The following is a 24,367-nucleotide window of genomic DNA, read 5'->3' on the forward strand; positions in this document are numbered from 1 at the left end:
AAATGTAATACAATGAACATCGCGATTTATTAAGCTTTCGCGAAAGCACAACTAACAATCAAACACATCTTTTAAAATATGCCTAGTTATTAACCAGTAGTCTCAGGCAGACTCGAACTGCCGACCTCTACATTATCAGTGTAGCGCTCTAACCAGCTGAGCTATGAGACTGTAATTAAACAATCTATAGTTGTTAAGTAATAGTCTTAAGTAAAAAACTCAATACTAAAGTCTAACTACTATTTACTTGTTTATTAAAATTAAATCGACAGCTATTGAAAACTAAAACCTATTTTAACCTTTCGGTCGTAAGTCGTTTGCTGTGTATTATTGGTATTGTTACATATAAATACATAACGCACAATAACAGGGACAAGCTCTAGAAAGGAGGTGTTCCAGCCGCACCTTCCGGTACGGCTACCTTGTTACGACTTAGCCCTAGTTACCAGTTTTACCCTAGGCCGCTCCTTACGGTGACGGACTTCAGGTACCCCCAGCTTCCATGGCTTGACGGGCGGTGTGTACAAGGCCCGGGAACGTATTCACCGGATCATGGCTGATATCCGATTACTAGCGATTCCAGCTTCATGGAGTCGAGTTGCAGACTCCAATCCGAACTGAGATAGGGTTTATAGATTCGCTCCTGGTCGCCCAGTGGCTGCTCTCTGTCCCTACCATTGTAGCACGTGTGTGGCCCAGGACGTAAGGGCCGTGATGATTTGACGTCATCCCCACCTTCCTCACGGTTTGCACCGGCAGTCTGGCTAGAGTTCCCGACATTACTCGCTGGCAACTAACCACAGGGGTTGCGCTCGTTATAGGACTTAACCTGACACCTCACGGCACGAGCTGACGACAACCATGCAGCACCTTGTAAATTGTCCGAAGAAAAAACTATCTCTAGTCCTGTCAATCTACATTTAAGCCCTGGTAAGGTTCCTCGCGTATCATCGAATTAAACCACATGCTCCACCGCTTGTGCGGGCCCCCGTCAATTCCTTTGAGTTTCATTCTTGCGAACGTACTCCCCAGGTGGGATACTTATCACTTTCGCTTAGTCACTCAGCCCGAAGGCCAAACAACTAGTATCCATCGTTTACGGCGTAGACTACCAGGGTATCTAATCCTGTTCGCTACCTACGCTTTCGTCCATCAGCGTCAATATATTGTTAGTGATCTGCCTTCGCAATCGGTATTCTATGTAATCTCTAAGCATTTCACCGCTACACTACATATTCTAACCACTTCACAATAATTCAAGACATACAGTATCAATGGCAATTCTATGGTTGAGCCACAGACTTTCACCACTGACTTATATGCCCGCCTACGGACCCTTTAAACCCAATGATTCCGGATAACGCTTGCACCCTCCGTATTACCGCGGCTGCTGGCACGGAGTTAGCCGGTGCTTATTCTTATGGTACCGTCATCAGTCTACACGTAGACCTTATTCTTCCCATATAAAAGTAGTTTACAACCCATAGGGCAGTCTTCCTACACGCGGCATGGCTGGATCAGAGTTGCCTCCATTGTCCAATATTCCTCACTGCTGCCTCCCGTAGGAGTCTGGTCCGTGTCTCAGTACCAGTGTGGGGGATCTCCCTCTCAGGACCCCTATCTATCGTAGTCTTGGTAAGCCGTTACCTTACCAACAAACTAATAGAACGCATAGTCATCTTATACCGCCGAAACTTTAATGTCCAAATGATGCCATTCAAACATACTATGGGGTATTAATCTTCGTTTCCAAAGGCTATCCCCCAGTATAAGGTAGATTCTATACGCGTTACGCACCCGTGCGCCGGTCGTCAGCAAGTAGCAAGCTACCTCTGTTACCCCTCGACTTGCATGTGTTAAGCCTGCCGCTAGCGTTCATCCTGAGCCAGGATCAAACTCTTCATCGTGTATTGTAAATAAATTTAACTCCTCACGACTCGAAATATCTGGTCAATAATAAACTTCTAGTTTTCAAATTCTTTGTAATAATACCCGAAGGTATTAATACGCGCTGTCAATTCAATAAATCAATGAACTTTCTCTACCACTATTAATAATAGAAAACTCTTGTAAATGCTAAGGATTCGAACCTCAAATTAGAATAACTAATCTTCCAAAACATCTCAATAAAAAATTTTGAACTTCGCTAGATATGTTACTGTTTCTCTAAGCGGGTGCAAATATACAACTGTTTTTTAAACTCACAACTTAATCTTAAAAATAATTGAAAATTTAATTTTCAACCTCTAAAACTAAGTAACAATTGCAATGAACATAACTCCCAAATAACCTTCATTTGTTAGCGGCTGCAAAACTACAACCTTTTTCCTAATCACAAACTATCTTTTTAAAAATAATTTGAAGAAATAAAAATAAACTTTTTGAGACATTTAAAAGAACAACCGCTTGCTGTTAAGCGGGTGGCAAAGATACACCGAAGTTCTAATCTGACAAGAATAAATATCAAAATATTTAAAATTATCTCAAAATAGACCTCCTAAAACCACCCAAAAACCCCTAATCAAATGAAAACAAAGCAGTTATTGTATTTCAAATTTTCGCGAAAGCGAAACAATCTTTCTCCTTATTATATAGTCAAACAGAATGTAATATATATTGTAAACCTTCATTGAAGATACTATCTTTGCGCCTTTAAACAATCGAACTATGATCAATATCACTTTGCCAGATGGCAATGTAAAACAGATGGACAAGGGAGCTACTCCTATGGACGTCGCAAAGAGCATCAGTGAAGGACTGGCGCGTAATGTAATTTCGGCAAAATTTAACGGGCAAACGGTTGAGACCTCTACCCCACTTACCGAAGATGGTTCGATCACACTTTTTACCTGGAATGATGATGAAGGAAAGACAGCTTTTCGTCACTCTTCTTCACACGTACTGGCTCAAGCAATTTTAAAATTATATCCTGGAGCAAAACTTACTATAGGACCAGCCATCGAAAATGGCTTCTATTATGATGTTGATCTAGGTGACCAAACTATATCTGACAAGGATTTTAAGTCTATAGAAGACAAAATGCTTGAAATCGCTAGAGGTAAACACGATTTTAGCTTGCGCTCTGTCACTAAGCAAGAGGCTCTAGATAAATACAAAGCAGAAGGCAACGAGTTTAAGGTAGAACTTATCGAGAACCTAGAAGATGGAACAATCACCTTCTGTGATCATGATGATTTTACAGACTTATGCCGTGGTGGTCACATTCCGAATACAGGAATCATCAAGGCTGTAAAGATAATGAGTGTTGCCGGAGCTTACTGGAGAGGTGATGAGAACAAACCACAACTTACTCGTGTTTATGGAACATCGTTCCCAAAACAAAAAGATCTCAAGGAGTACTTAGAATTAATAGAAGAAGCAAAAAAACGCGATCACAGAAAACTAGGTAAAGAGCTTGAACTTTTTACTTTTTCTCAACGCGTGGGTCAAGGTCTACCATTATGGTTACCTAAAGGAGCTGCGCTACGTGAGCGTCTTGAAAACTTTCTTAAGGCTGCACAGAAAAAGCAAGGCTATGAGATGGTAGTATCTCCACATATAGGACAAAAGGAACTTTATGAAACATCTGGTCACTATGAAAAATACGGTGCAGATAGCTTCCAACCTATACTTACACCTAACGAAGGGGAAGAGTTTTTACTTAAACCTATGAACTGCCCTCATCACTGTGAGATATATAATAGCCGCCCTTGGAGTTACAAGGAACTACCTAAACGTTTTGCAGAATTTGGGACTGTATACCGCTATGAGCAATCTGGCGAACTTCACGGACTAACTCGTGTACGTGGTTTTACTCAAGATGATGCACATATATTCTGTACACCAGATCAACTGGATGAAGAGTTTATGAAAGTTATAGACTTAGTGCTTTATGTATTTGGATCTCTAGGTTTTGAAAACTTTACAGCGCAAGTTTCTTTACGTGACCCAGAAAAACCAGAAAAATATATAGGAGCAGATGAGAACTGGGTGAAAGCAGAAAACGCTATCCTTAATGCTGCCAAAGCTAAAGGACTTAACTATGTTGTTGAAACTGGTGAAGCAGCTTTTTACGGACCAAAGCTTGACTTTATGGTTAAGGATGCTCTTGGTCGTAGCTGGCAACTAGGCACCATACAAGTAGATTACAACTTGCCAGAACGTTTTGAATTGCAATACAAAGGTAGTGATAATGAAATGCATCGCCCTGTGATGATTCACCGTGCACCCTTTGGAAGTATGGAGCGTTTTATCGCAATTTTACTAGAGCACACGGGAGGAAACTTCCCACTTTGGTTAATGCCACAGCAGGCCACTATTTTGACATTGAGTGAGAAATACGAGAAATATGCTCAGAATGTTTTAACTTTGCTTGAAAATCACGAAATTCGCGCTATTATAGATAACCGCGGTGAGACTATGGGTAAGAAAATACGGGAAGCAGAAATGCAAAAACTTCCGTTTATGATTATCATAGGAGAGCAAGAAGAAAATGATGGCACAATATCTGTAAGAAGACATGGTGGTGAGGATTTAGGTAGTATGACTATAGACGCTTTCGCGAAAATGGTAAACGCCGAGATAGCATCCACAATAAAAACATTTGAAGTTTAATTTAAAATAGAAACGCCATAGCAATACGTAGAAAAAGATCGAGAGGTCCTGCTAGGATCATTAAGGAAGACCAACACAAAATCAACCAAAAGATTCGTGCCAAAGAAGTACGACTCGTGGGAGAGAACGTGGAAGTAGGGATTTACCCTATCCAAAAAGCACAAGCATTAGCTGCAGAATTAGAGCTAGATCTTGTAGAGATATCACCTAATGCCGCACCGCCGGTTTGTAAAATTATAGACTATAAAAAGTTTGTATATGAGCAAAAGAAGCGCGAGAAGGTAATTAAGGCAAAAGCCTCAAAAGTGATTATCAAAGAAATACGTTTTGGTCCGCAGACAGACGATCACGATTACGAATTTAAAAAGAAGCATGCTGAAAAGTTCCTTAAAGAAGGAGCAAAACTTAAAGCTTATGTATTCTTTAAAGGTCGTTCTATCATCTATAAGGATCAAGGAGAAATACTACTTCTAAGGCTAGCACAAGAGCTAGAAGAATTAGGAAAAGTAGAACAACTCCCGAGACTAGAAGGAAAGCGTATGACAATGTTCATCGCTCCTAAGAAAAAATAAGCTTGCCTACAAGCATAAGTTGTTAGTATATAGCAGCTAGACATAAAACCCTCCTACTCTTTTGAGTCAGGAGGGTTTAGTAAGAAAATAAGTGAGATAATTTAAAAAATAGGAACAGATGCCTAAAATGAAAACAAAATCCAGTGCTAAGAAGCGTTTCAAGCTTACCGGAACTGGTAAAATCAAAAGAAAGCACGCTTTTAAGAGTCACATTTTGACTAAAAAATCTAAAAAGCGTAAGCTTGCGTTAACGCATGATGGCCTTGTGCACGATGCAGATACGAGTAATGTTAAATTGATGCTTAATCTTAAGTAATCCGTTTAACCGGTTAAAACAAATATTTTTAAACCCTGGAGTATGGCCTTCTCTCCGCTTAAGAGAGAGAACAAAAGAGTATACAGCGTGTACCGCCTGCTACAAAAACACATTAAATTATGCCTAGATCAGTAAATTCAGTTGCTAAAAGAGCCCGTAGAAAAAAGGTGATGAAGCAAGCCAAAGGTTACTTTGGAAGACGTAAAAACGTTTGGACAGTAGCAAAAAATGCAGTAGACAAAGCAATGTCTTATGCATATAGAGACCGTCGTCAGAATAAAAGAAATTTCCGTTCATTATGGATTACTCGTATTAATGCGGGTGCTCGTATGCACGGTATGTCTTATTCTCAGTTTATGGGGAAAGTAAAAGCAAATGGAATCGAGCTTAACCGTAAGGTGCTTGCAGATCTTGCTATGAACCACCCAGAAGCGTTTGAAGCAGTAATCAATAAAGTAAAGTAAGGCGCGAGCCTCATTTAATAATACATCTCACTTATTAAAAAGTCCTGCTCAAAGAGCAGGACTTTTTGTTTTAAAAAACATCTATAACATTCACTAATAATACTGAGTAATCACATTTTCGCTAAAGCTTACAGTAAAGCTATGTATCAATAATCATAATTTTAAGTCTTGCAAAGAGTCAGTTAGCCAATTATATTGTTATTTTTAAAGGCTTCACAGCATCCAACTGAAGGCTATGCAGATTAAAAATTACTCTTTACTTGTATTATTTCTATTTTCCTTTATATCACTTAGTGCTCAACTAGGCAACACTCATTACATACCACCTCTACATTCTCGAGTGGGTGTTTCTAATGCAACCATCTATTTGTCTACCCCAAATGGTGATGCAACTACTCCAATTAACGTAACTATATCTAGTGGTAATGGAACCCTTCTATCAACCCATCAGATATGGAGTGGCGCTACAGATTTTTACGAAATAGATGTGTTTAACAATTCTCCAATACTTGTTGATAATACCGAGCTCAACTCCGCTCTACAAGGAAAGGGGATCATTATAGAAGCAGATGATTTGATATATGTAAGTCTTAGAACTTTTGTAACAAATCACGCTGGGTATTTAACTGCCAAAGGAGAAGATGCGCTGGGGCAACGTTTTAGATTAGGAAGTGCACGCCTACTAGAAACAAATGGTTCTCATAGTTTTTTTGCTAGTGTAATGGCTACTGAAGATAATACTACCATCTCCTTCTCAGATTATGATACTGCCAATATGATTTTTGAAAACGGTTTAAACCCCTCTACTATTCTTAATGCAGGAGAAACTTTTGTAGTATCTGGATATAGTGGAACTATAGCAAATAGTGAAGGTTTTATAGGTGCGCTGTTAGAATCTGATAAGCCTATTGTAGTAAACTCTGGAAACTTAAACGGAAACTTCTATCAAGGTCAATATGCAAATCTGTTTTCTGATATGTTGATTGATCAAATTGTGGATGAAAGTTCTACAGGTTTTGAATATATGCTTATACGAGGAGGTGGTAATGATAGTTCTGAAGTTCCATTAATAATAGCAAATCACGACAATACTGATATTTACGTGAATGGGAATCTTGTGGGGACTATAGCTAATGCAGGAGACTTTATTTATTTAGAAAGCCCTAGTTATTACCTCCCTGATGCAAATGTGCAACATAGAAATATGTATGTTACAACCAACGATCCCTCTAAGACAATTTATGTTTACCAGATGCTAGCGGGCAGATCAGGTACTAATGACGATCCCTTTGCTGGAAATGGCAATAATTTTCCTAGTGCGACGCCAGGAATGAATTTTATACCACCTTTGAGTTGTTTTTTTCAAAACACTGTTGATTTAATTCCAGCTGTGCGAGAAATATACCCTGGTAATTTTGAAAATTTTACAGGAGACATTTTAATTACTTCTAGAGTAGGAAATACAGTCACTGTAAATGGTAATACACTAGACATCTCTACCGCGCTAGCTAATCCCGGAACGCCAGACTGGGAAACATATTACGTAAGTGGTCTCAATGGAGATGCACAGATTATTGCAGATGGTCCTATTGCAGCAGGTTTGTTTGGCGGATTTCAATCTGCAGGATTTGCTGGATATTATTCAGGATTCTCAGTAACCCCAGAAGATACTACTACTGATATTTGTTCTCAAGCAGGACCTATTGATTTACTTGAGCGTTTCAATGGAAACCCACCATCTGGAGGAGTATGGACACCTCCATTAGATAGTGGTACAAATATTTTTGATCCAATAACAGATCCTGTTTCAAATCCTTCACTTATTTATAATTACAGTGCTATTGGAGATTGCGACCCAATAGATATCGATATTGCAATTACTCTTATTAATAATCCATCATTAGACCCTATAAATGATATTGATGCTTGCGAGTCATACATTCTTACTGCCCCTTCTACCCTTTCGGGAAATTTTCTCAACGCCCCTCAATACTTTAGCGGACTACAATCAGATATGACAACAACAGTTATAGACTGGACTGTACCTATAACAGCTACTACGACAATATTTGTTTATGATGAGAATTTTGGAGGTCCAGATTTATGCCCAGAAGAATTAAGCTTTACAGTCACCATAAGTGACGAAGCTGTTGCAAATCTTGTACCTACAATAAGAATTTGTGATGATATTACAAATGATGGAATTGCAATATTTGATTTAGAGACTCTTACTGAAACAACTATTCTAGGGACACAAAGCGAAACAAGCTTTAGCATAACTTGGCACACAACTGAACAGCAAGCTATAGATAACGTATTATCCTTTTCTAATCCTTCGGCTTTTGAGACTTCTAGTACAACAGTGTATGCAAGAATTGAAAATAATTTTAATAACTCGTGTTTTGACACAATCGCAATACCTCTATTTGTAGATGCACAACCTACGGCTAATGCTGTTACCACTCAAAATATTTGTGATGATCTATCAGGTGATGGAGTTGAAATAATTGATTTAACAGATTTATCTTCTATAGTACTTGGTAGTCAAGATGCTTCAACATTCAATATTGACTACTACCCTACTAATGGTGATGCGATCAGTGGCACTAATATTATTGCTGACCCAACTACTTTTAATGTCAATGGAACTGATACTATAACGGCTAGAATCTATAATTCAGATAATAACTTATGCGCTCAGTTTACAGATATTACTGTGAATATCATCCCTCAAGCTACTGCTGTACATCCAGGAGATTATATTGTCTGTGATAATTCGATTGATGGAAGTGACACCAACGGCTTTGCAAATTTTGATTTTCTTACTTTAAATTCAGTAATTCTGGATGGCCAAAACCCCTCCGTATTTAATGTAAGCTACCACGCTAACCTAAATGACGCAACATCAAATTCAAATCCCTTGCCGTCTACATTTTACAATACAGATGCTGGTGGACAAAGTATAACTGCACGGGTTTCAAATAATCAGAATGATTCTTGTTTTGCTATGACCACTTTTGATATTGTAGTAGCGCCACTTCCGGTAATCGCGACACCAGTCTTACTTAGTCAATGTGATACTGACACAGACGGATTTGCTCTATTTAACTTGACCGAAGCTGAATCACTTTTAAGCCTTAATCGGCAAAATGAAACCTTTACTTACTTTGACTCTGGTAATAATCCAATATCATTCCCTACCAGCTATACAAATCAAACCGTAAATAATGAGTCTATATTTGTAACCGTTACTACTTCAAATGGCTGTATTCTTCAGGGACAAATTAATCTTGAGGTTGACACCTCTGAGATACCTGATACGTTTCTATTAGAATATTTTGAATGCGACACGGACAATGATGGTGAAGCAATTTTTAATTTTTCGGACGCGACGGCACAAATCCTAGCGCTTTTTCCTGTAGGGCAAATGCTTACAGTCAGTTATTATGAAACACAGCAAGAAGCAGAGACTGAAATTAGTTCACTTAATAGTATCATAGATTCTTATACTAATAACCTAAATCTCACTGATAATAGTGGTAACCAAAATATTTGGGTACGCGTAGATGGTGACACTGCAAATGACTGTCGTGGTTTAGGTATGCATATACAACTCACCGTCACCCCCAACCCAACATTCTTACCTACCATCAGTAGTATTGAAACCTGTTCTGCTGTAGCCAATGCTGCTACTTTTGATTTAACGCAGCATGTAGCAGAAATTACTGGTGGAGATGCAGATCTAGAAGTTACTTTTTATGAGAGCATTGCAGCTTATACGGCTACGCCTCCTGTGGCGATTGCAAGTCCTGCCTCTTTTTCAAATAGTAGTAACCCGCAGACTATTTTCTATAGTCTAAGAAGTACAAGCAGCACGTGTACGACGTTTGATACAGCAATGAACTTTGAGATTATTGTGAATCAAAATCCTGTGGCAATTACGCCATCAGAGCTTCAAGTGTGTGATGATGATGGTGTAGTAGATGGATTTACCACGGTTGATCTTTCTCAAAAAGATGCCGAAATCACTAGTGGTTTTAATGCAAATCTCACGGTAACCTATCACTTGGACGCTGCTGGCGCTACTACTGGCGATGCAAGTATTCCAGATAGCACGATGTTTACCACCACGAGCAATCCTCAGATTGTAGGGGTACGTGTGACTAATAATATAACAGCTTGTTTTTCAACGACGAGTATGAGCATCCGTAGCTTCCCAGTGCCTGTGGCTGTCACTCCAGCCGATTATGAGGCTTGTGATGATGATAATGATGGTGTATTTGACTTTTTTGTACTTTCTTCTAGAGATGCCGAAATCACTGGTGGTGACCCTAGTTTAAATGTTGCCTACTACCTCACCCAAGCAGATGCAGATAATGCACCTGTAGGTCAAGAGCTGGACGCAGCAATGTATATCAACAACGACCCTTTTGAGCAAATCATTTTTGCTCGTGTGTTTAATGCGATAGGTTGTTATGACACGACACCACTTACGCTGAGAGTACTTAACAGACCGATGCCTAATGAAAACCCAACTCCTTTTACGCTTTGTGACGATAATAGCGACGGACTACAGATTTTTGATTTAAGCACGCAGGTAGTAAATATTTTAGGAAGTTTAGATCCTGCAACTCATAGTGTGGAATGGTTTTCTTCTCTCGCTTCCGCGGAAGCTGGAACTCCTGCCATCGCAGCTCCTAGCGCTTACACCAGCAATACGGCAACTGTTTTTGCAGTGGTGACAGATACGGCGCAACCAACGACCACAGCTACTTTTTGTAGTAACATAGCGACCCTTTCTCTTGTTGTAAATCCGCTGCCTACTCCGGTACAACCCGCCGAATATGAGCTTTGTGATGATCTAGAGAGCGGTAGTGATACCGATGAGTTTGCAAGTTTTGATCTTCGTAGCCGTGATGATGAGATTACTGGAGGTAATGATGACTGGGCAGTGAGCTATCACCTTACCCAAGGTGATGCCGATGCAGGTGCGCCAGCGCTTCCAGATGTATATCAAAATACCGTGATGGCTAACCAAACTATTTTTGCTAGAGTAGAAAATATAGTAACTAGCTGTTTTGAAACCACCACCCTTACGTTAGTGGTAAACCCATTACCATCACCTACCACTATTGCAGCGGTAGAAGAATGTGATACCATGGCAAACGATGGAGATGTAGATAATGATGGAGACGCAGTATTTGATCTTACAGGTCAAGTAACTGCAGATATTATCAATGGAGAGACGTTTATGTCACTCACTTTTCATGAGACACTCGCTTCCGCGGAATTGGGTAGTCCATCGATAGCAACTCCTGCAGCTTATGAGACTGTATCTAGAACAATATACGTACGAGCAACCGATACGGACCCAGCAACAGCAACCCAGTGTTACCGTGTTATCGAACTAGTACTTACCGTACAACCAGCACCTGTACTTCCTACAGTAATCCCAGATTTAACCTCTTGCGATGATAATGAAGATGGACAAGCGCTTTTTGATCTTACTCAAAACGATGCAATTGTTCTAGGAACACAAACCACTGCTGATGTTACCCTTACCTATCATGAAACCCTTGCCAGCGCAGAAGCGATGGTAGGAAGTGCAAGTGATATGCCAGTTGCCGATCCGCTGAACTATTTAGCAAGTGCGCCAACCACGCCAATCTGGGTGCGTCTAGAAAATACAACTACAGGATGTACGGTCGTTGGCACTTTCAATCTAAACATAGCGATGATTCCAGTAATCACACCTCCTGGAGTTTTTGAGCAGTGCGATAGCGCAGGAGCACTGGTAGGCAACGATACTGATGGGATTACAAGTTTTGATTTAACGAGCCTTGATACTTTAATTACTGGAGGAGACACCACTTTAAGTGTTAGCTATTATGAGTCGCAAGCCGACTTAGATGCTGGGGCAACCAATGCTATCATGACCCCAACAGCCTATATAAATACAGGCATGAGTCCGCAGACCATTTTCATTTTAGTTACAAGTGATCAGGCAGGAATGTGTGGTGCTCAAACTACGGTAGACCTTCAGGTGAATCCACTGCCAGTCATTGGAGAGCCATTACCAGCGGCAGTAGCTTGTGATGAAGATAATGATGGCTTTGGAGCATTTGACCTGCAGCAATATAATGACGACTTACTAGCAACAGTAACGAATGTAGCCTTACGTTTTTATGAGACCTTAGATAATGCATCGGCAGATACAGGAGCAGGTCAGATAGATATTACGGTTCCTTATAATAACATTTCAGGAATGACTTCGCTGTATGTCGTTGCACAAGACACGGATGCTACCACAGCCACAAGTTGTACGAAGATCTATGAGTTTGAACTTATTGTATTCCCTATTCCAGAGCTTCCAGCAACACTAGCAACCCTTGCAGCATGTGATGATAACAATGATTTAATGGAGGTTATTGACCTTACTCAAAATGAGGCTGCGATTATAGGAACGCAAGATCCAGCAACCCTTGTCATTACCTACCATAATACACAAGCAGATGCTGATTTGGGAATCAATCCAATTGTAAACCCTACCGCTTATACAGCAACACAGATAACACCACTAGAAACTATCTGGGTAAGATTACAAGTAAGTGACGGCTCTCCAAATATATGTGCTGCCATTGGTTCTTTTGAGATATCAGTTGAGACACCACCTACGGCAAACCCGAATGGTGATGAGCTAGACCTGATGATTTGTGATGATGATACAGATACTTTTACCGTATTTGACTTAAGCGTAAACCAAGCCAGTCTCACTGGTGGTGATCCGCTGCTTACGGTGACGTATTATGAGAGTCTTGCAGCTTTGAATGCAGGAACTCCTATTGCAGATCCTTCGGCGTATACAAATGTTTTAAATCCTCAGACCATCCAGGCAGTAGTATCAAGCCCAGCAGGATGTAGTGATGGAACGACCTTTAATATTGAAGTGTTACCACTGCCAACGCCAAATACCAACCCAGATGCGCTTGAAGTGTGTGATACGACTACAGATATTGACACTGATGGTGATGGAGTGATTGATGCAGGTTCAGGTTCGGCAACAGATGGTTTTGAAGTCTTTGACTTAACACCTGCTATCGCGCAGATTGCTGGAGCTGAACCTGTGAATGTAACGGTGTATACAGAGCTCGCTTTCGCGGAAGCGAACCCAGAAGACACCACGCTAGCCATTGCAGATGTGACTGCGTTTATCAATACCGTGACTGGCAACCAAACATTATACGCACGAGTGGAACGTGATGTGCCAGGCGATAGTGACTTGGATAGCGACGGAAATCTATGTTTTGTAGTTGTTCCTTTTGAAGTAGTGGTAAACCCGCTACCGATCTTGGCAGAAGCTGGACCTGTAGATTATACCTTCTGTGAAGAATTTGATGGTGATGACTCGATGGGAAGTGTCGATTTAACAACCCTCGCAGATTTGGCTGGATTACTTGCTGCGCCGCAGGTAACCAGTGATTTTATGATCACTTACCATGAACTAGAGGTGCAAGCGGCAGCAAATGCAGCAGCGCTTAGCTCGCCATATACGGTGGCAGATAATCAGGAATTATTTGTACGTATAGAAAATGCGACGACAGGATGTGTGAATTTTACCAGCATCATCTTTACGGTAGAATCACGTCCAGAAGTATTCCCAGCAGATAATATCGTGCAATGTGCAGACGATTTTGGAGTAAATATCGCGCCAGAGCAGAGTACGGCAACTTTTGATCTTACTCAGCAAAACGCTGTCATCACTGGAAACGTAGCCGCAACTTCCGTAAGTTATTATACTAGCCTTGCAGATGCGCAGGCGATGACAAATGCGATTGCTACTCCTAGTGCTTTTGAAAACACCATAAATCCGCAGGTGATTTATGCTAGAGCGGTAAACACTGCAAGTAGCTGTGAGAGTAGCACGATAGAGAGTTTTGAGATATTTGTACAACCGTTGCCATACACCAACTTAACTAATGAAGGCGGACAGATTTGTGTAGATGAAATTACAGGCGAAGCGCTTAATCCGTTTATCATTGATGGTACGGTGGAGAGTCCGCAGATTGGGGTTACTTATAGTTATGCTTGGACACGTGACGGCGCATTGGTATCACTAAACCCTGAGGTGACTATTGATGCTGCAGGGACGTATCAAGTAATGATTACCGCTACTTATGGAGATGGTACAAGCTGTGATTATGTGGCAGAAGCGGTATATAGCGCAGAGAGCGCACCCGTTTTTGAAGCGGTCGTAGTAGAATCTTCCTTTAACAATAGCGGATTATACACGGTAGAAGTAATTAATGTTACAGGAGCAGATGTCGCTTCAGCATATGAGTTTGCGATAGATGATGGGCCGTTCCAGAGTAGTACTACTTTTACAGGAGTAACACCGGGGACACACACTGTTTTTGGAAGACTGGCGAGTGGTAACTGTAGCGTATCAGAAGTAGAGATAGGGATAATTGATTACCCAAGATTCTTCACACCAAATGCAGATGGTTTCCATGATACATGGAATATCATAGGACTGGGAGTAGCACCAAACTTAAACGCAAAGATTTTCATCTTTGATAGATATGGAAAACTCCTAAAGCAAATCAGCCCAGTAGGTGCAGGATGGGACGGTACTTTTAATGGACAACCTATGCCATCAAACGATTACTGGTTCCGCGTAGAGTTTACAGAAGTAGACGAGCTAGGAACACAAAGAACCGTAAACGGACACTTTACATTGAAGCGATAAACAATCATCATCTAGATTTAAAAAGCCCTCAGTATATGATACTGGGGGCTTTTTTATGTATTGATGTTTAGAATAGAAATATATCAGTTATCTGCTAAGTAATCTTAGCGTTTAAGCAAGTTTTAGTACTTTATAATACATGGATAACCTTTAATTACGTGCGTGAGGGATAGCAGTGGTTACCCTGCAGTGTTGTGGAGCGATAGCGCAGCATCACGAAGCGTATGAACGTATAGCCCGGTCACTAAACTTCAAGAATGAAATGAATGAAGGATAGGGGCACGCCCTGAGGGAAAGGAAAAAGCTATCTAAAAAGCTCCCAATCTAACTTTACAGAAAACACGTTAGAATAAATAGCGGCGCTCTGGTCACCTATATCTGTAAGAGCATAATCTACATGAATTCCCTTGTACTTGAATCCTACACCTATGTTAGGCTGAAAACCTATAGACGTAGAGTTATCAAGAGCAGTAAGTTCTTGGAAATTACCAAAGCCAGCTCTCACATAAACAAGTTCTGCATAGCCAAACTCTAGGCCCAAGGCAGGTGTTGCACTTACGGCAGACGATGATATAATGTCATTAGTTTGCGCAAATCTAAAATTCATATCTAGTTCTGCACGTAAGGAGTAATCATAATGAAAAATCCACTGGCGACCGAATCCTACTTGAAGTTTAGGGATGGTGATTTCTGTACTTTCTGGTAAGTCTTGATTTTGACCTTCGACGGCATCGCTTATGGTAGCAAACTCATCTTCATCAATACTCCACGCGTTTACTGTAGTGGTGATGTCTCGAGCCATAACTCCAAAATCCCAATCTCCTTTTTTCCATTGTAACCCTACATCAAGGCCAAAACCCCAGCTGTTTGCAAAATCACCTATCACACGACGTACCACTTTTGCATTCACACCTAGATTAAAACCATCTAGCGGTAATGCTCTTGCATAAGACACAGTAAAAGCATAATCTGCAGTAGAAAATAGACTGATACGATTGTAATCTATGTTTCCTTGATCGTCTATAAGTTGGGTAGTATTTAAAATATCATCAACTCCAAAACGTATTACAGAAATACCTATGGCGCTTCTATCATCAAGAGGTTTTGCAAAAGCGATGTAATCATAATTTGCAATATTTGCAAAATAGGAGGCGTGCATTAATGAGATCTGATTATCTTCTAGATTGACTAAACCTGCAGGATTCCAATAGCCTGCATTTACATCACTCGTACCAGCAACAACGGCATTACTCATACCAAGAGCGGCAGCATCAACACCAATATTTAAAAATTCATTCGAATATTTACGTACCGTTTGTGACACAGCAGTAACTGAAATGAGTAGAAATAGTATAGAAAGTGATTTTTTCAATAGCAGGATTTATGGGACAAATATCCCACTTTTAGTACACATTGTAAACAATAAAACGAGCTAGATATTGCACAAGCCTATATTAGTCGAAAATTCTTCCATACTTTTACTAAAAATTAAACAATGTCTATAAAGAGTTACGTTCCTAATGCAATTACAATGGGTAATCTGTTAAGCGGTTGTGTTGCGGTAGTTTTTGCTGTAAATGATCGTCTAGAGCTTGCTGCGATATTTGTAGCTCTTGGGATTTTCTTTGATTTTTTTGACGGCTTTTTTGCACGAATTCTTAATGCTTCAAGTGAGGTAGGATTACAATTAGATTCTCTTGCAGATATGGTTACTAGCGGTGTTGTGCCAGGAGTGGTTATGTATCAACTGCTAGAAGATGCTAGCGGTATTCCTTGGGGTGCGGCACTAGAAGAGCAGCACTTTCACTTGGGTTATATAGGTTTTGCAATAACGATGGCTTCGGCATATAGACTTGCAAAGTTCAATGTAGATGATCGTCAGACTAACTCGTTTATAGGACTTCCAACTCCTGCAAATACCTTGTTTATACTAAGCTTACCTCTTATATTGATGTTTGAAGAGTACGCTTTCGCGAAAGCGTTATTAGAAAATCCATACTCCCTTATAGTACTTACCGCATTAAGTTGTTTTATGCTCAATGCAGAGCTTCCATTATTTGCTTTAAAGTTTAAAAACTGGTCTTTTGGGGAAAACAAAGTGCGTTACCTCTTTTTACTTGCAAGTGTGTTACTGCTTGTGTTCTTCCAGTTTTTAGGGATACCTATCATCATCATTCTGTACATCCTTCTTTCTATTGTTTTTAAAGAGCAAGCGTAGTCTTTCATCTATGTAGCCATTATCTTTGTGTAAAACTTAGAAAATGGATAATCAAGAAATAAGAAATCTAGCCCCAAAGGCACTCTGGAATAAATTTGCAGATCTAAATGCTGTGCCTCGTCCTTCAAAAAAGGAGGAGCGCGTCATTGCGTTTATGAAAGACTTTGGTAAAAAATTAGGTTTAGAAACAATAGAAGACGAAGTAGGTAATGTGATCATAAGAAAACCTGCTACTGCTGGTCATGAGAACAAGAAAATGATTGTGATGCAGTCGCATCTTGACATGGTACATCAGAAAAATAATGACACCGATTTTGATTTTGATAATCAGGGTATCGAGATGTATGTAGATGGTGACTGGGTACGTGCAAAAGGAACTACACTAGGAGCAGATAACGGTCTTGGAGTGGCGACAATAATGGCTGTACTTGAAAGTACCACCATAGAACATCCAGCTATAGAAGCATTATTTACTATAGATGAGGAAACAGGTATGACTGGGGCGATGGGTCTTAAAGGAGGAATTCTTAAAGGTGACATCTTACTTAATCTAGATACAGAAGAAGATGACGAGATAGGTGTAGGTTGTGCAGGTGGTGTAGATATCACAGCTACTCGCAATTACCCAGAAGAAGGAATAGATGATGGTCTTGTAGCTTATAAAGTTACTGTAAATGGTCTTAATGGAGGTCACTCTGGAATGGATATCATCAAGGGACTTGGTAATGCAAATAAAATGATGAACCGCTTATTGCGCAGTGCATCAGAAAATTTTGATATACGTATTTCAAGCATTGATGGTGGAAGTTTGAGAAATGCAATCCCAAGAGAAAGTGTAGCTATCATTGCAGTAGATGAGAATCAGCTGGCAGCTTTTGAAGCAGATTTTCAGGATGTGGCAAGTGGTATTCAAGTAGAGTACAATTCGCTAGAAGAAAACCTTAGTATTACCGCAGAGAAAACAGATCACCCTGATAATGTAATGAACATGGAAGCTCAACAAGAGCTTATTAAAGCAATAAGTGCAGTTCATAATGGGGTCTATAGAATGAGCCCAGAGATAGAAAATCTAGTGGAAACTTCTAATAATATAGCTAGAGTGATTGTAAAAGATGGATCTATAAAAATAGGTTGTCTTACACGCTCATCAGTAGATAGCACAAAGGATGATCTCGCAAATGCTATTACAGCTACGTTTGAACTTGCAAACTTTGACGTAGCACTTTCTGGTGATTATCCAGGATGGGCTCCTAATATGGCGAGTCCTATCTTAAAGGTGCTAGAAGCAAAATATAAAGAGATCAATAATGAGAATCCACATGTAGCGGCTTGTCACGCAGGACTTGAATGTGGTATCTTAGGTCAGAATTATCCTGAGATGGATATGATTTCCTTTGGGCCTACTATTAAGGGAGCGCATTCTCCCGATGAAAGAGCAAGCATCTCTAGTGCTCAAAAGTACTGGGATTTTGTAATAGAAATATTGAAAGATATACCAGTTGCTTAACAGCTGATTATTTCTTCAAATCATTAGATAAAAAAAAGCTAGCCATCGTAGATGGATAGCTTTTTTAATAGGTTGTAATGTTTGTATTACTTTACAATCTCTACAAGTTCAATTTCAAATACAAGATCTGCCTTAGGAGGTATTGCACCAGGGTAACCTTGTGCTCCGTATCCTAAGTGGTAAGGGATGAATAGTGTTGCTTTATCACCTATAGACATTAATTGTAATCCTTCTTTAAATCCAGCAATAAGTCTAGCTTCTGGGCTATATACTGTTTCAAGAAGTTTGTATTGTCCAGCAGCTTTCTTACGGTCGTCTAGTTTATTATTTGCAGCAGCTACTTCTTCGCTACTTGTATCAAATAACTCTCCCGTTGTAAAGAAACCAGCATATTCTACTTTTACTTTTTGACCAGTATTAGGCTTTATTCCTTTTCCTTTTTGATCAAAGTAAATTCCTAATCCGCTAGGAAGTTCTTCAATTCCTTCTCTCTTAGCATCAAGTTCTGCTTTTTTACCAGCAAATTGCTTTGCTTTTTCGGCAGCTTCTTTTGCTTTGTTTTCTTCAAAGGCAGCTAGTTCATTTGTAAAGGTCTCACCAGCGTTGTAATTCTTTACATCACTTCCTTTTCTGATGATATTTACTTGCTGGATAATTACTGGAGTTTTTGGTTTTCCAGCACGTGGATCTTCAAGCTCTACCTCTGTAATAGCATCTACAACTTCTAGTCCAGTAACTACTTTACCCCATACTGTATGACAACTTACTCTAGGGTTATCGCAGTTTTTAAGATTTCCGTTTGAGTCATAACCATCAAGATGTGGTGTCGCTTTATGTGTAATAAAGAACTGACTTCCGTTAGTCGCATATCCAGAGTTTGCCATAGAAAGAACTCCTGCAGAATCATGTCTACGCTCAGGAGTAAGTTCGTCAAAGAACTTGTATCCAGGATCACCAGAACCTGTACCTGTAGGATCACCACCTTGAATCATAAAGTCCTTTATGATTCTATGGAAGGTTAATCCATTGTAAAATGGCTTACCAGCATATGTGCTATCTGCTAGAGGGTGTGTACCTTCTGCTAGCGCAACAAAATTTGCAACCGTTGCAGGGGCGTCATTATAAAAAAGCTCTGCAACCATGGTTCCCTTATCTGTGATGATTTCTGCATATAATCCATCTCCTAGATCTGGATATTTATCATTACATGAAAAGAGTGATAAAATTACTGCAACTAATAACATACTTGTTTTCTTCATTGTTTGTGATTTATTTATTCGTTTGATTGGTCTTTTATTTCAAGTAAAGTAACGGTACTACGCACTGGGGTATTGCTAGGTATTCTATCTTCAAAACCGTAATAGCCGTAAGCTTTATAACTAGGAAATAGAAATGTCATTGTTTCTCCTTCCTTCATTAATTTAAGTCCTTCCCTTATTCCGGTAATTATATCTGGATTACTTTGATCTATTTGAGTAACCGTATTTCCTAGTTCTTCTTGCGTAACAAGTTCCTTACCGTTGATTGTTGCGAGGTTGTAATTAAACAAAACAAGATCACCTACTTGAGGAGCTTGCTTACCTAGTGTATCTTTTGCAATATAAGAATACCAAAAACCATTAGGTGAAGGGTTATAGATGTTTAAAGTATCACTAGCTATAAATTTCTTAATAGCTGCTTCATCTTGAGCAATAAGCTCTTTGTTGCGAGAGATAGTTTCTGTCTTCACGTAAGATCCTGTTTTTTGAGAAACTGGTCTGCGAGCAACTGTCTCAGAGCATGAAACAATAAGGAATATAGAAAACAGAAATATTAAATTTCTCATGATGATAATTGGTCTTTATATGAAGGCAATAACTCTTTAAAGTTAGCAATAGTTTCTGCAAGTGCTACCTCGCTTCTTCCACCTGCGGCATTAGTATGTCCTCCACCATTATAATGAGCTCTAGCAAATTCATTTACAGAGAACTCACCTTTAGATCTAAGCGACATTTTTATAATACTATCTGCTTTATGTTCTATAAATATCACAGCAAATATAATGCCCTCTAGCGAAAGACAATAATTTACAAAACCTTCTGTATCCCCTTTTTGAAAATTATGGTCATCTAGCTCTTTCTGCGTCATAGTAATAAAAGCAGTTCTATACTCCCTTAAGACTACAAGATTATTAAGAGCAACACCTAGGAGTTGAAGTCTAGACTCGCTATTAGTATCGTAAATATTTTGGTGTATCTGGTCGTTATTTGCTCCTTTTTTAATAAGAGCAGCAATAACCTCGTGAGTAGTAGCGGTGGTAGATGAGAATCTAAAAGATCCAGTGTCTGTCATGATGCCTGTATACAAACAGCTAGCCATGTCTGCAGTAATTAGCTGCTCATCACCTAAAGCTTTTATGAAATGATATACCATCTCACAAGTACTGCTCATGGCAGTATCACTATAAGTAACCGCAGCATAATCTGCTGGTTGCTGGTGGTGGTCTATCATGATAAATGGAGCCTTGACATTATCAAGCACCTCTTCTAAGTCTCCTACTCTAGAAAAATGATTAAAGTCTAACGTAAATACGAGGTCCGCTGTTTTTATTGCATCCCTTGCATTAGTTGTATTAGATGTGTAAAAAAGTACATCGTCATGACCTGGCAGCCACTTTAAAAAATGTGGATACTCATTAGGCGCCACTACAACTGCCTTATGACCTTTTTTATTTAAATATGCTACAAGTGCAAGTGTACTTCCCATAGCATCTCCATCAGGATTTTTATGAGGAATTACAGCTATGCTTTTTGAGTCTTTAAGTAACTCTTTTGTTGTTGAGATTTGAGAGATATTCATAGTTTGCGAATATACAATTTCTGCTGTGCTCTATTTCTGCTTGTGATTAAATATTTAGCTTTTCAAGGAGATGAAAACTTAATATGGTGGTAACATTAAAAAGCAGTATTTTTGCACGCGATTTCAAGAAAGAGTTTTTACGCTTTCGCGAAAATTTTAAAAGCCCAACACGTGGGCATCTAAAAACTAAGTGAAGGTAGGGAGATAATACCGCCATTGCAGAAATTAAAGAATTATGACAAACAGAACTTTTACAATGATTAAGCCTGATGGCGTTGAAAACGGACACATCGGAGCAATCTTAGAAAAAATTACTGCTAGCGGTTTCCGTATTGTAGCAATGAAACTTACTCAAATGACGAAGGCAGACGCTGAGACATTTTATGCAGTACACAACGAGCGTCCATTTTTTGGAGAGCTTGTAGAGTTTATGACACGCGGACCTATCGTTGCAGCAGTTCTTGAAAAAGAAAATGCAGTAGCAGATTTCCGTACGCTTATTGGAGCAACAAACCCAGCAGATGCTGCAGAAGGTACTATCCGTGCTTTATATGCAACTTCTATGGGAGAAAATGCAGTACACGGTTCTGATAGTGATGAGAATGCAGCTATTGAAGGTGCTTTCCATTTTTCTGGACGTGAGATGTTTTAATTGCTAGCGCAATAAACATATACATATCTTACATGTGTTTTTACACACTAGGATTTATTTTAAATGCTTCTTCTATATAACATAGAAGAAGCATTTTTATTTACAGCTATTGTTGCGTTAAGGATAGTAGTGGTTACCCCACACGAATTGAGAACATCGAGCCATCTCACTTTTATGTGAGCTGATAGCGAGGTTTTCTTAATGAGGAGGAGTAAAAACGGATAGCCTGACCCGTAGGGTAACGCCCATATAATATGACGCCGTAATCGCTCTGAATAGTAGACTGATATATTAACTAAGCTGTTTTATTTCAATAATTTGAGTGCTTTTTGATTCATTTTAAAAGGAGAAAGCACATATAATATAGTAATAGTAAATATTTTAATTAAAAATACTTACTTTTGCACCGCCAAAAACACGGCATTAATACAACCCATTATGGACGTAAGGAATATCGCGATTATCGCCCACGTAGACCACGGTAAGACAACCCTGGTAGACAAAATTATGTATCACTGTGAGCTTTTTAGAGAAAACGAATCTAAAGGAGAACTTATTTTAGATAATAACGATCTTGAGCGTGAGCGCGGGATTACAATTACTTCTAAGAATGTTTCTGTAATGTACAAGGGAACGAAAATTAACATTATCGATACTCCTGGTCACGCCGATTTTGGTGGTGAAGTAGAGCGTGTATTGAATATGGCAGACGGTGTATGTCTTCTTGTAGATGCATTTGAAGGGCCTATGCCGCAAACACGTTTTGTACTACAAAAAGCTATTGACCTTGGTCTTAAGCCTTGTGTGGTGATTAATAAAGTAGATAAAGAAAACTGTACTCCAGATATTGTACATGAAAAGGTTTTTGACCTTATGTTCGAATTAGGTGCAGAAGAGTGGCAGCTAGACTTCCCTACTGTATATGGTAGTGCAAAGAATAACTGGATGAGTGACGACTGGGAGAAAGAAACAGATTCTATCGAGCCATTGTTAGAAATGGTTATGGAGCACATTCCAGTACCAGAAGTAAAGGAAGGTAACACACAGATGTTAATTACATCTTTAGACTTTTCTTCATTTACAGGACGTATCGCAATAGGACGTCTTAACCGTGGTGAACTTACAGAAGGTATGCAAGTATCTCTTGTAAAGCGTGATGGAACTATTAAGAAAACACGTATTAAAGAATTACACACTTTTGACGGTTTAGGTCGTTTAAAAGTACCAAGCGTTCAAGCTGGTGATATTTGTGCAATTGTAGGATTAGAAGGATTTGAAATAGGTGATACTGTTGCAGATTTTGAAAACCCAGAAGGTCTTGCAACTATCGATATTGATGAGCCTACAATGAGTATGCTTTTCTCAATTAACGATTCACCTTTCTTTGGAAAAGATGGAAAGTTTGTAACATCACGTCACATTAAAGATCGCTTAACAAAAGAGCTTGAAAAGAACCTTGCACTTCGTGTTAATGATACAGACAGTGCAGATAAATTCTTAGTGTATGGTCGTGGAGTAATGCACCTCTCTGTACTAATTGAAACAATGCGCCGTGAAGGATATGAATTACAAATCGGGCAGCCGCAAGTAATTATAAAAGAAATAGACGGAGTAAAATGTGAGCCTATAGAAGAGCTTACTATTGACCTTCCGGAAAATGTATCTGGTCGCGCTGTTGAGTTTGTGACAATGCGTAAAGGTGAAATGCTTTCTATGGAGGCAAAAGGAGAGCGTATGATTATTGAATTCTTAATTCCATCACGTGGTATTATAGGATTACGTAATCAACTACTTACTGCAACTGCAGGAGAAGCAATTATGGCTCACCGTTTTAAAGAATACCAGCCTTTTAAAGGAGATATTCCTGGACGTATATCTGGATCTTTAGTATCTATGGAAAATGGAAATGCAATTCCTTATTCTATCGATAAATTACAGGATAGAGGTAAATTCTTCGTATCTCCAGGTGAAGATATTTATGAAGGTCAAGTAATTGGTGAGAACTCTCGTCAAGATGACATGAACATCAACATCACAAAAGCTAAGAAGCAATCTAACGTACGTTCATCTGGTGCAGATGATAAGGCAAAGATTGTTCCTGCTATCAAGTTTTCATTAGAAGAGGCGCTAGAATATATTCAGAAAGATGAGTATGTAGAGGTTACTCCTAATCACTTGAGATTACGTAAAGTTTACCTTAAAGAGGTAGATCGTAAGCGTTTTAAAATAGCTTAAGAATCTTAGAAATAAAAATACTATAGAAAAAACCTACTCGTACTGAGTAGGTTTTTTTATGGGCAATAGTGATTGATACTATTTGTAGTGGCTTTTAAGTCTAGTATTTGAGGTAGCTCGTTTAAATTTCGAAAATCTATATACGCTGGCTAACATCTATCAAAACAACGATTATATATAATTATGTTTGTATTTTACAGTACTA

Annotated in this window: 13 protein-coding genes, 1 tRNA gene and 1 rRNA gene; 9 read left to right on the top strand and 6 right to left on the bottom strand. The window is 39.3% G+C overall.

Annotated elements, in window-relative coordinates; translation table 11 throughout:
• Positions 1-97: 97 nt before the first annotated feature.
• A tRNA-Ile gene (locus tag JM84_RS12690) sits at positions 98-171 on the bottom strand.
• 212 nt (positions 172-383) lie between these two features.
• Positions 384-1,907, bottom strand: a 16S ribosomal RNA gene (locus JM84_RS12695).
• Positions 1,908-2,667: 760 nt separating this feature from the next.
• Between JM84_RS12695 and thrS the strand changes: the two genes are divergently transcribed.
• From thrS to JM84_RS12720, 5 genes are all read left to right on the top strand, one after another.
• Positions 2,668-4,614 carry a threonine--tRNA ligase gene (thrS, locus tag JM84_RS12700; RefSeq protein WP_013751602.1) on the top strand — a complete coding sequence of 649 codons (1,947 nt, stop codon included), beginning with the start codon at positions 2,668-2,670 and terminating at the stop codon, positions 4,612-4,614.
• Between the two features lie 59 nt (positions 4,615-4,673).
• Complete coding sequence (gene infC / locus JM84_RS12705) at positions 4,674-5,186, top strand: translation initiation factor IF-3 (protein WP_261375784.1); 513 nt, start codon at positions 4,674-4,676, stop codon at positions 5,184-5,186.
• Between the two features lie 118 nt (positions 5,187-5,304).
• Positions 5,305-5,502, top strand: a complete 198-nt coding sequence (gene rpmI / locus JM84_RS12710; protein WP_013751600.1) for a 50S ribosomal protein L35 — start codon at positions 5,305-5,307, stop codon at positions 5,500-5,502.
• A gap of 119 nt (positions 5,503-5,621) precedes the next feature.
• Positions 5,622-5,966 carry a 50S ribosomal protein L20 gene (gene rplT / locus JM84_RS12715; RefSeq protein ID WP_013751599.1) on the top strand — a complete coding sequence of 115 codons (345 nt, stop codon included), beginning with the start codon at positions 5,622-5,624 and terminating at the stop codon, positions 5,964-5,966.
• A 235-nt stretch (positions 5,967-6,201) separates the two neighbouring features.
• On the top strand, positions 6,202-14,712 hold the full coding sequence (locus tag JM84_RS12720) for a T9SS type B sorting domain-containing protein (protein WP_144784649.1): 8,511 nt from the start codon (positions 6,202-6,204) through the stop codon (positions 14,710-14,712).
• 304 nt (positions 14,713-15,016) lie between these two features.
• On the opposite strand, the gene JM84_RS12725 is transcribed toward JM84_RS12720, so the two are convergent.
• On the bottom strand, positions 15,017-16,084 hold the full coding sequence (locus JM84_RS12725; protein WP_144784651.1) for a PorV/PorQ family protein: 1,068 nt from the start codon (positions 16,082-16,084) through the stop codon (positions 15,017-15,019).
• 123 nt (positions 16,085-16,207) lie between these two features.
• Here JM84_RS12725 and JM84_RS12730 point away from each other — a divergent pair, with 123 nt between their 5' ends.
• Positions 16,208-16,930: a CDP-alcohol phosphatidyltransferase family protein gene (locus JM84_RS12730; RefSeq protein ID WP_013751596.1), complete on the top strand. Its 723-nt coding sequence runs from the start codon at positions 16,208-16,210 to the stop codon at positions 16,928-16,930.
• A gap of 43 nt (positions 16,931-16,973) precedes the next feature.
• Positions 16,974-18,437 carry an aminoacyl-histidine dipeptidase gene (locus JM84_RS12735; protein ID WP_013751595.1) on the top strand — a complete coding sequence of 488 codons (1,464 nt, stop codon included), beginning with the start codon at positions 16,974-16,976 and terminating at the stop codon, positions 18,435-18,437.
• Positions 18,438-18,523: 86 nt separating this feature from the next.
• On the opposite strand, the gene JM84_RS12740 is transcribed toward JM84_RS12735, so the two are convergent.
• From JM84_RS12740 to JM84_RS12750, 3 genes are read right to left on the bottom strand one after another with little or no spacing between them, the layout of a single operon-like run.
• Positions 18,524-19,696: a peptidylprolyl isomerase gene (locus tag JM84_RS12740; protein ID WP_013751594.1), complete on the bottom strand. Its 1,173-nt coding sequence runs from the start codon at positions 19,694-19,696 to the stop codon at positions 18,524-18,526.
• A 14-nt stretch (positions 19,697-19,710) separates the two neighbouring features.
• A complete protein-coding gene (gene gldI, locus JM84_RS12745; protein WP_013751593.1) occupies positions 19,711-20,262 on the bottom strand; it encodes a gliding motility-associated peptidyl-prolyl isomerase GldI in 552 nt (183 codons plus the stop codon).
• Complete coding sequence (locus JM84_RS12750) at positions 20,259-21,275, bottom strand: DHH family phosphoesterase (protein ID WP_013751592.1); 1,017 nt, start codon at positions 21,273-21,275, stop codon at positions 20,259-20,261. Before JM84_RS12750 ends, gldI begins: the two co-directional genes overlap by 4 nt.
• 232 nt (positions 21,276-21,507) lie before the next feature.
• Between JM84_RS12750 and JM84_RS12755 the strand changes: the two genes are divergently transcribed.
• Complete coding sequence (locus tag JM84_RS12755) at positions 21,508-21,927, top strand: nucleoside-diphosphate kinase (protein ID WP_041295684.1); 420 nt, start codon at positions 21,508-21,510, stop codon at positions 21,925-21,927.
• 438 nt (positions 21,928-22,365) lie between these two features.
• Complete coding sequence (typA, locus tag JM84_RS12760) at positions 22,366-24,162, top strand: translational GTPase TypA (protein ID WP_013751590.1); 1,797 nt, start codon at positions 22,366-22,368, stop codon at positions 24,160-24,162.
• Positions 24,163-24,367 lie beyond the last annotated feature (205 nt).

The sequence above is a fragment of the Dokdonia sp. Hel_I_63 genome, from assembly GCF_007827285.1.
Lineage (GTDB): Bacteria > Bacteroidota > Bacteroidia > Flavobacteriales > Flavobacteriaceae > Dokdonia.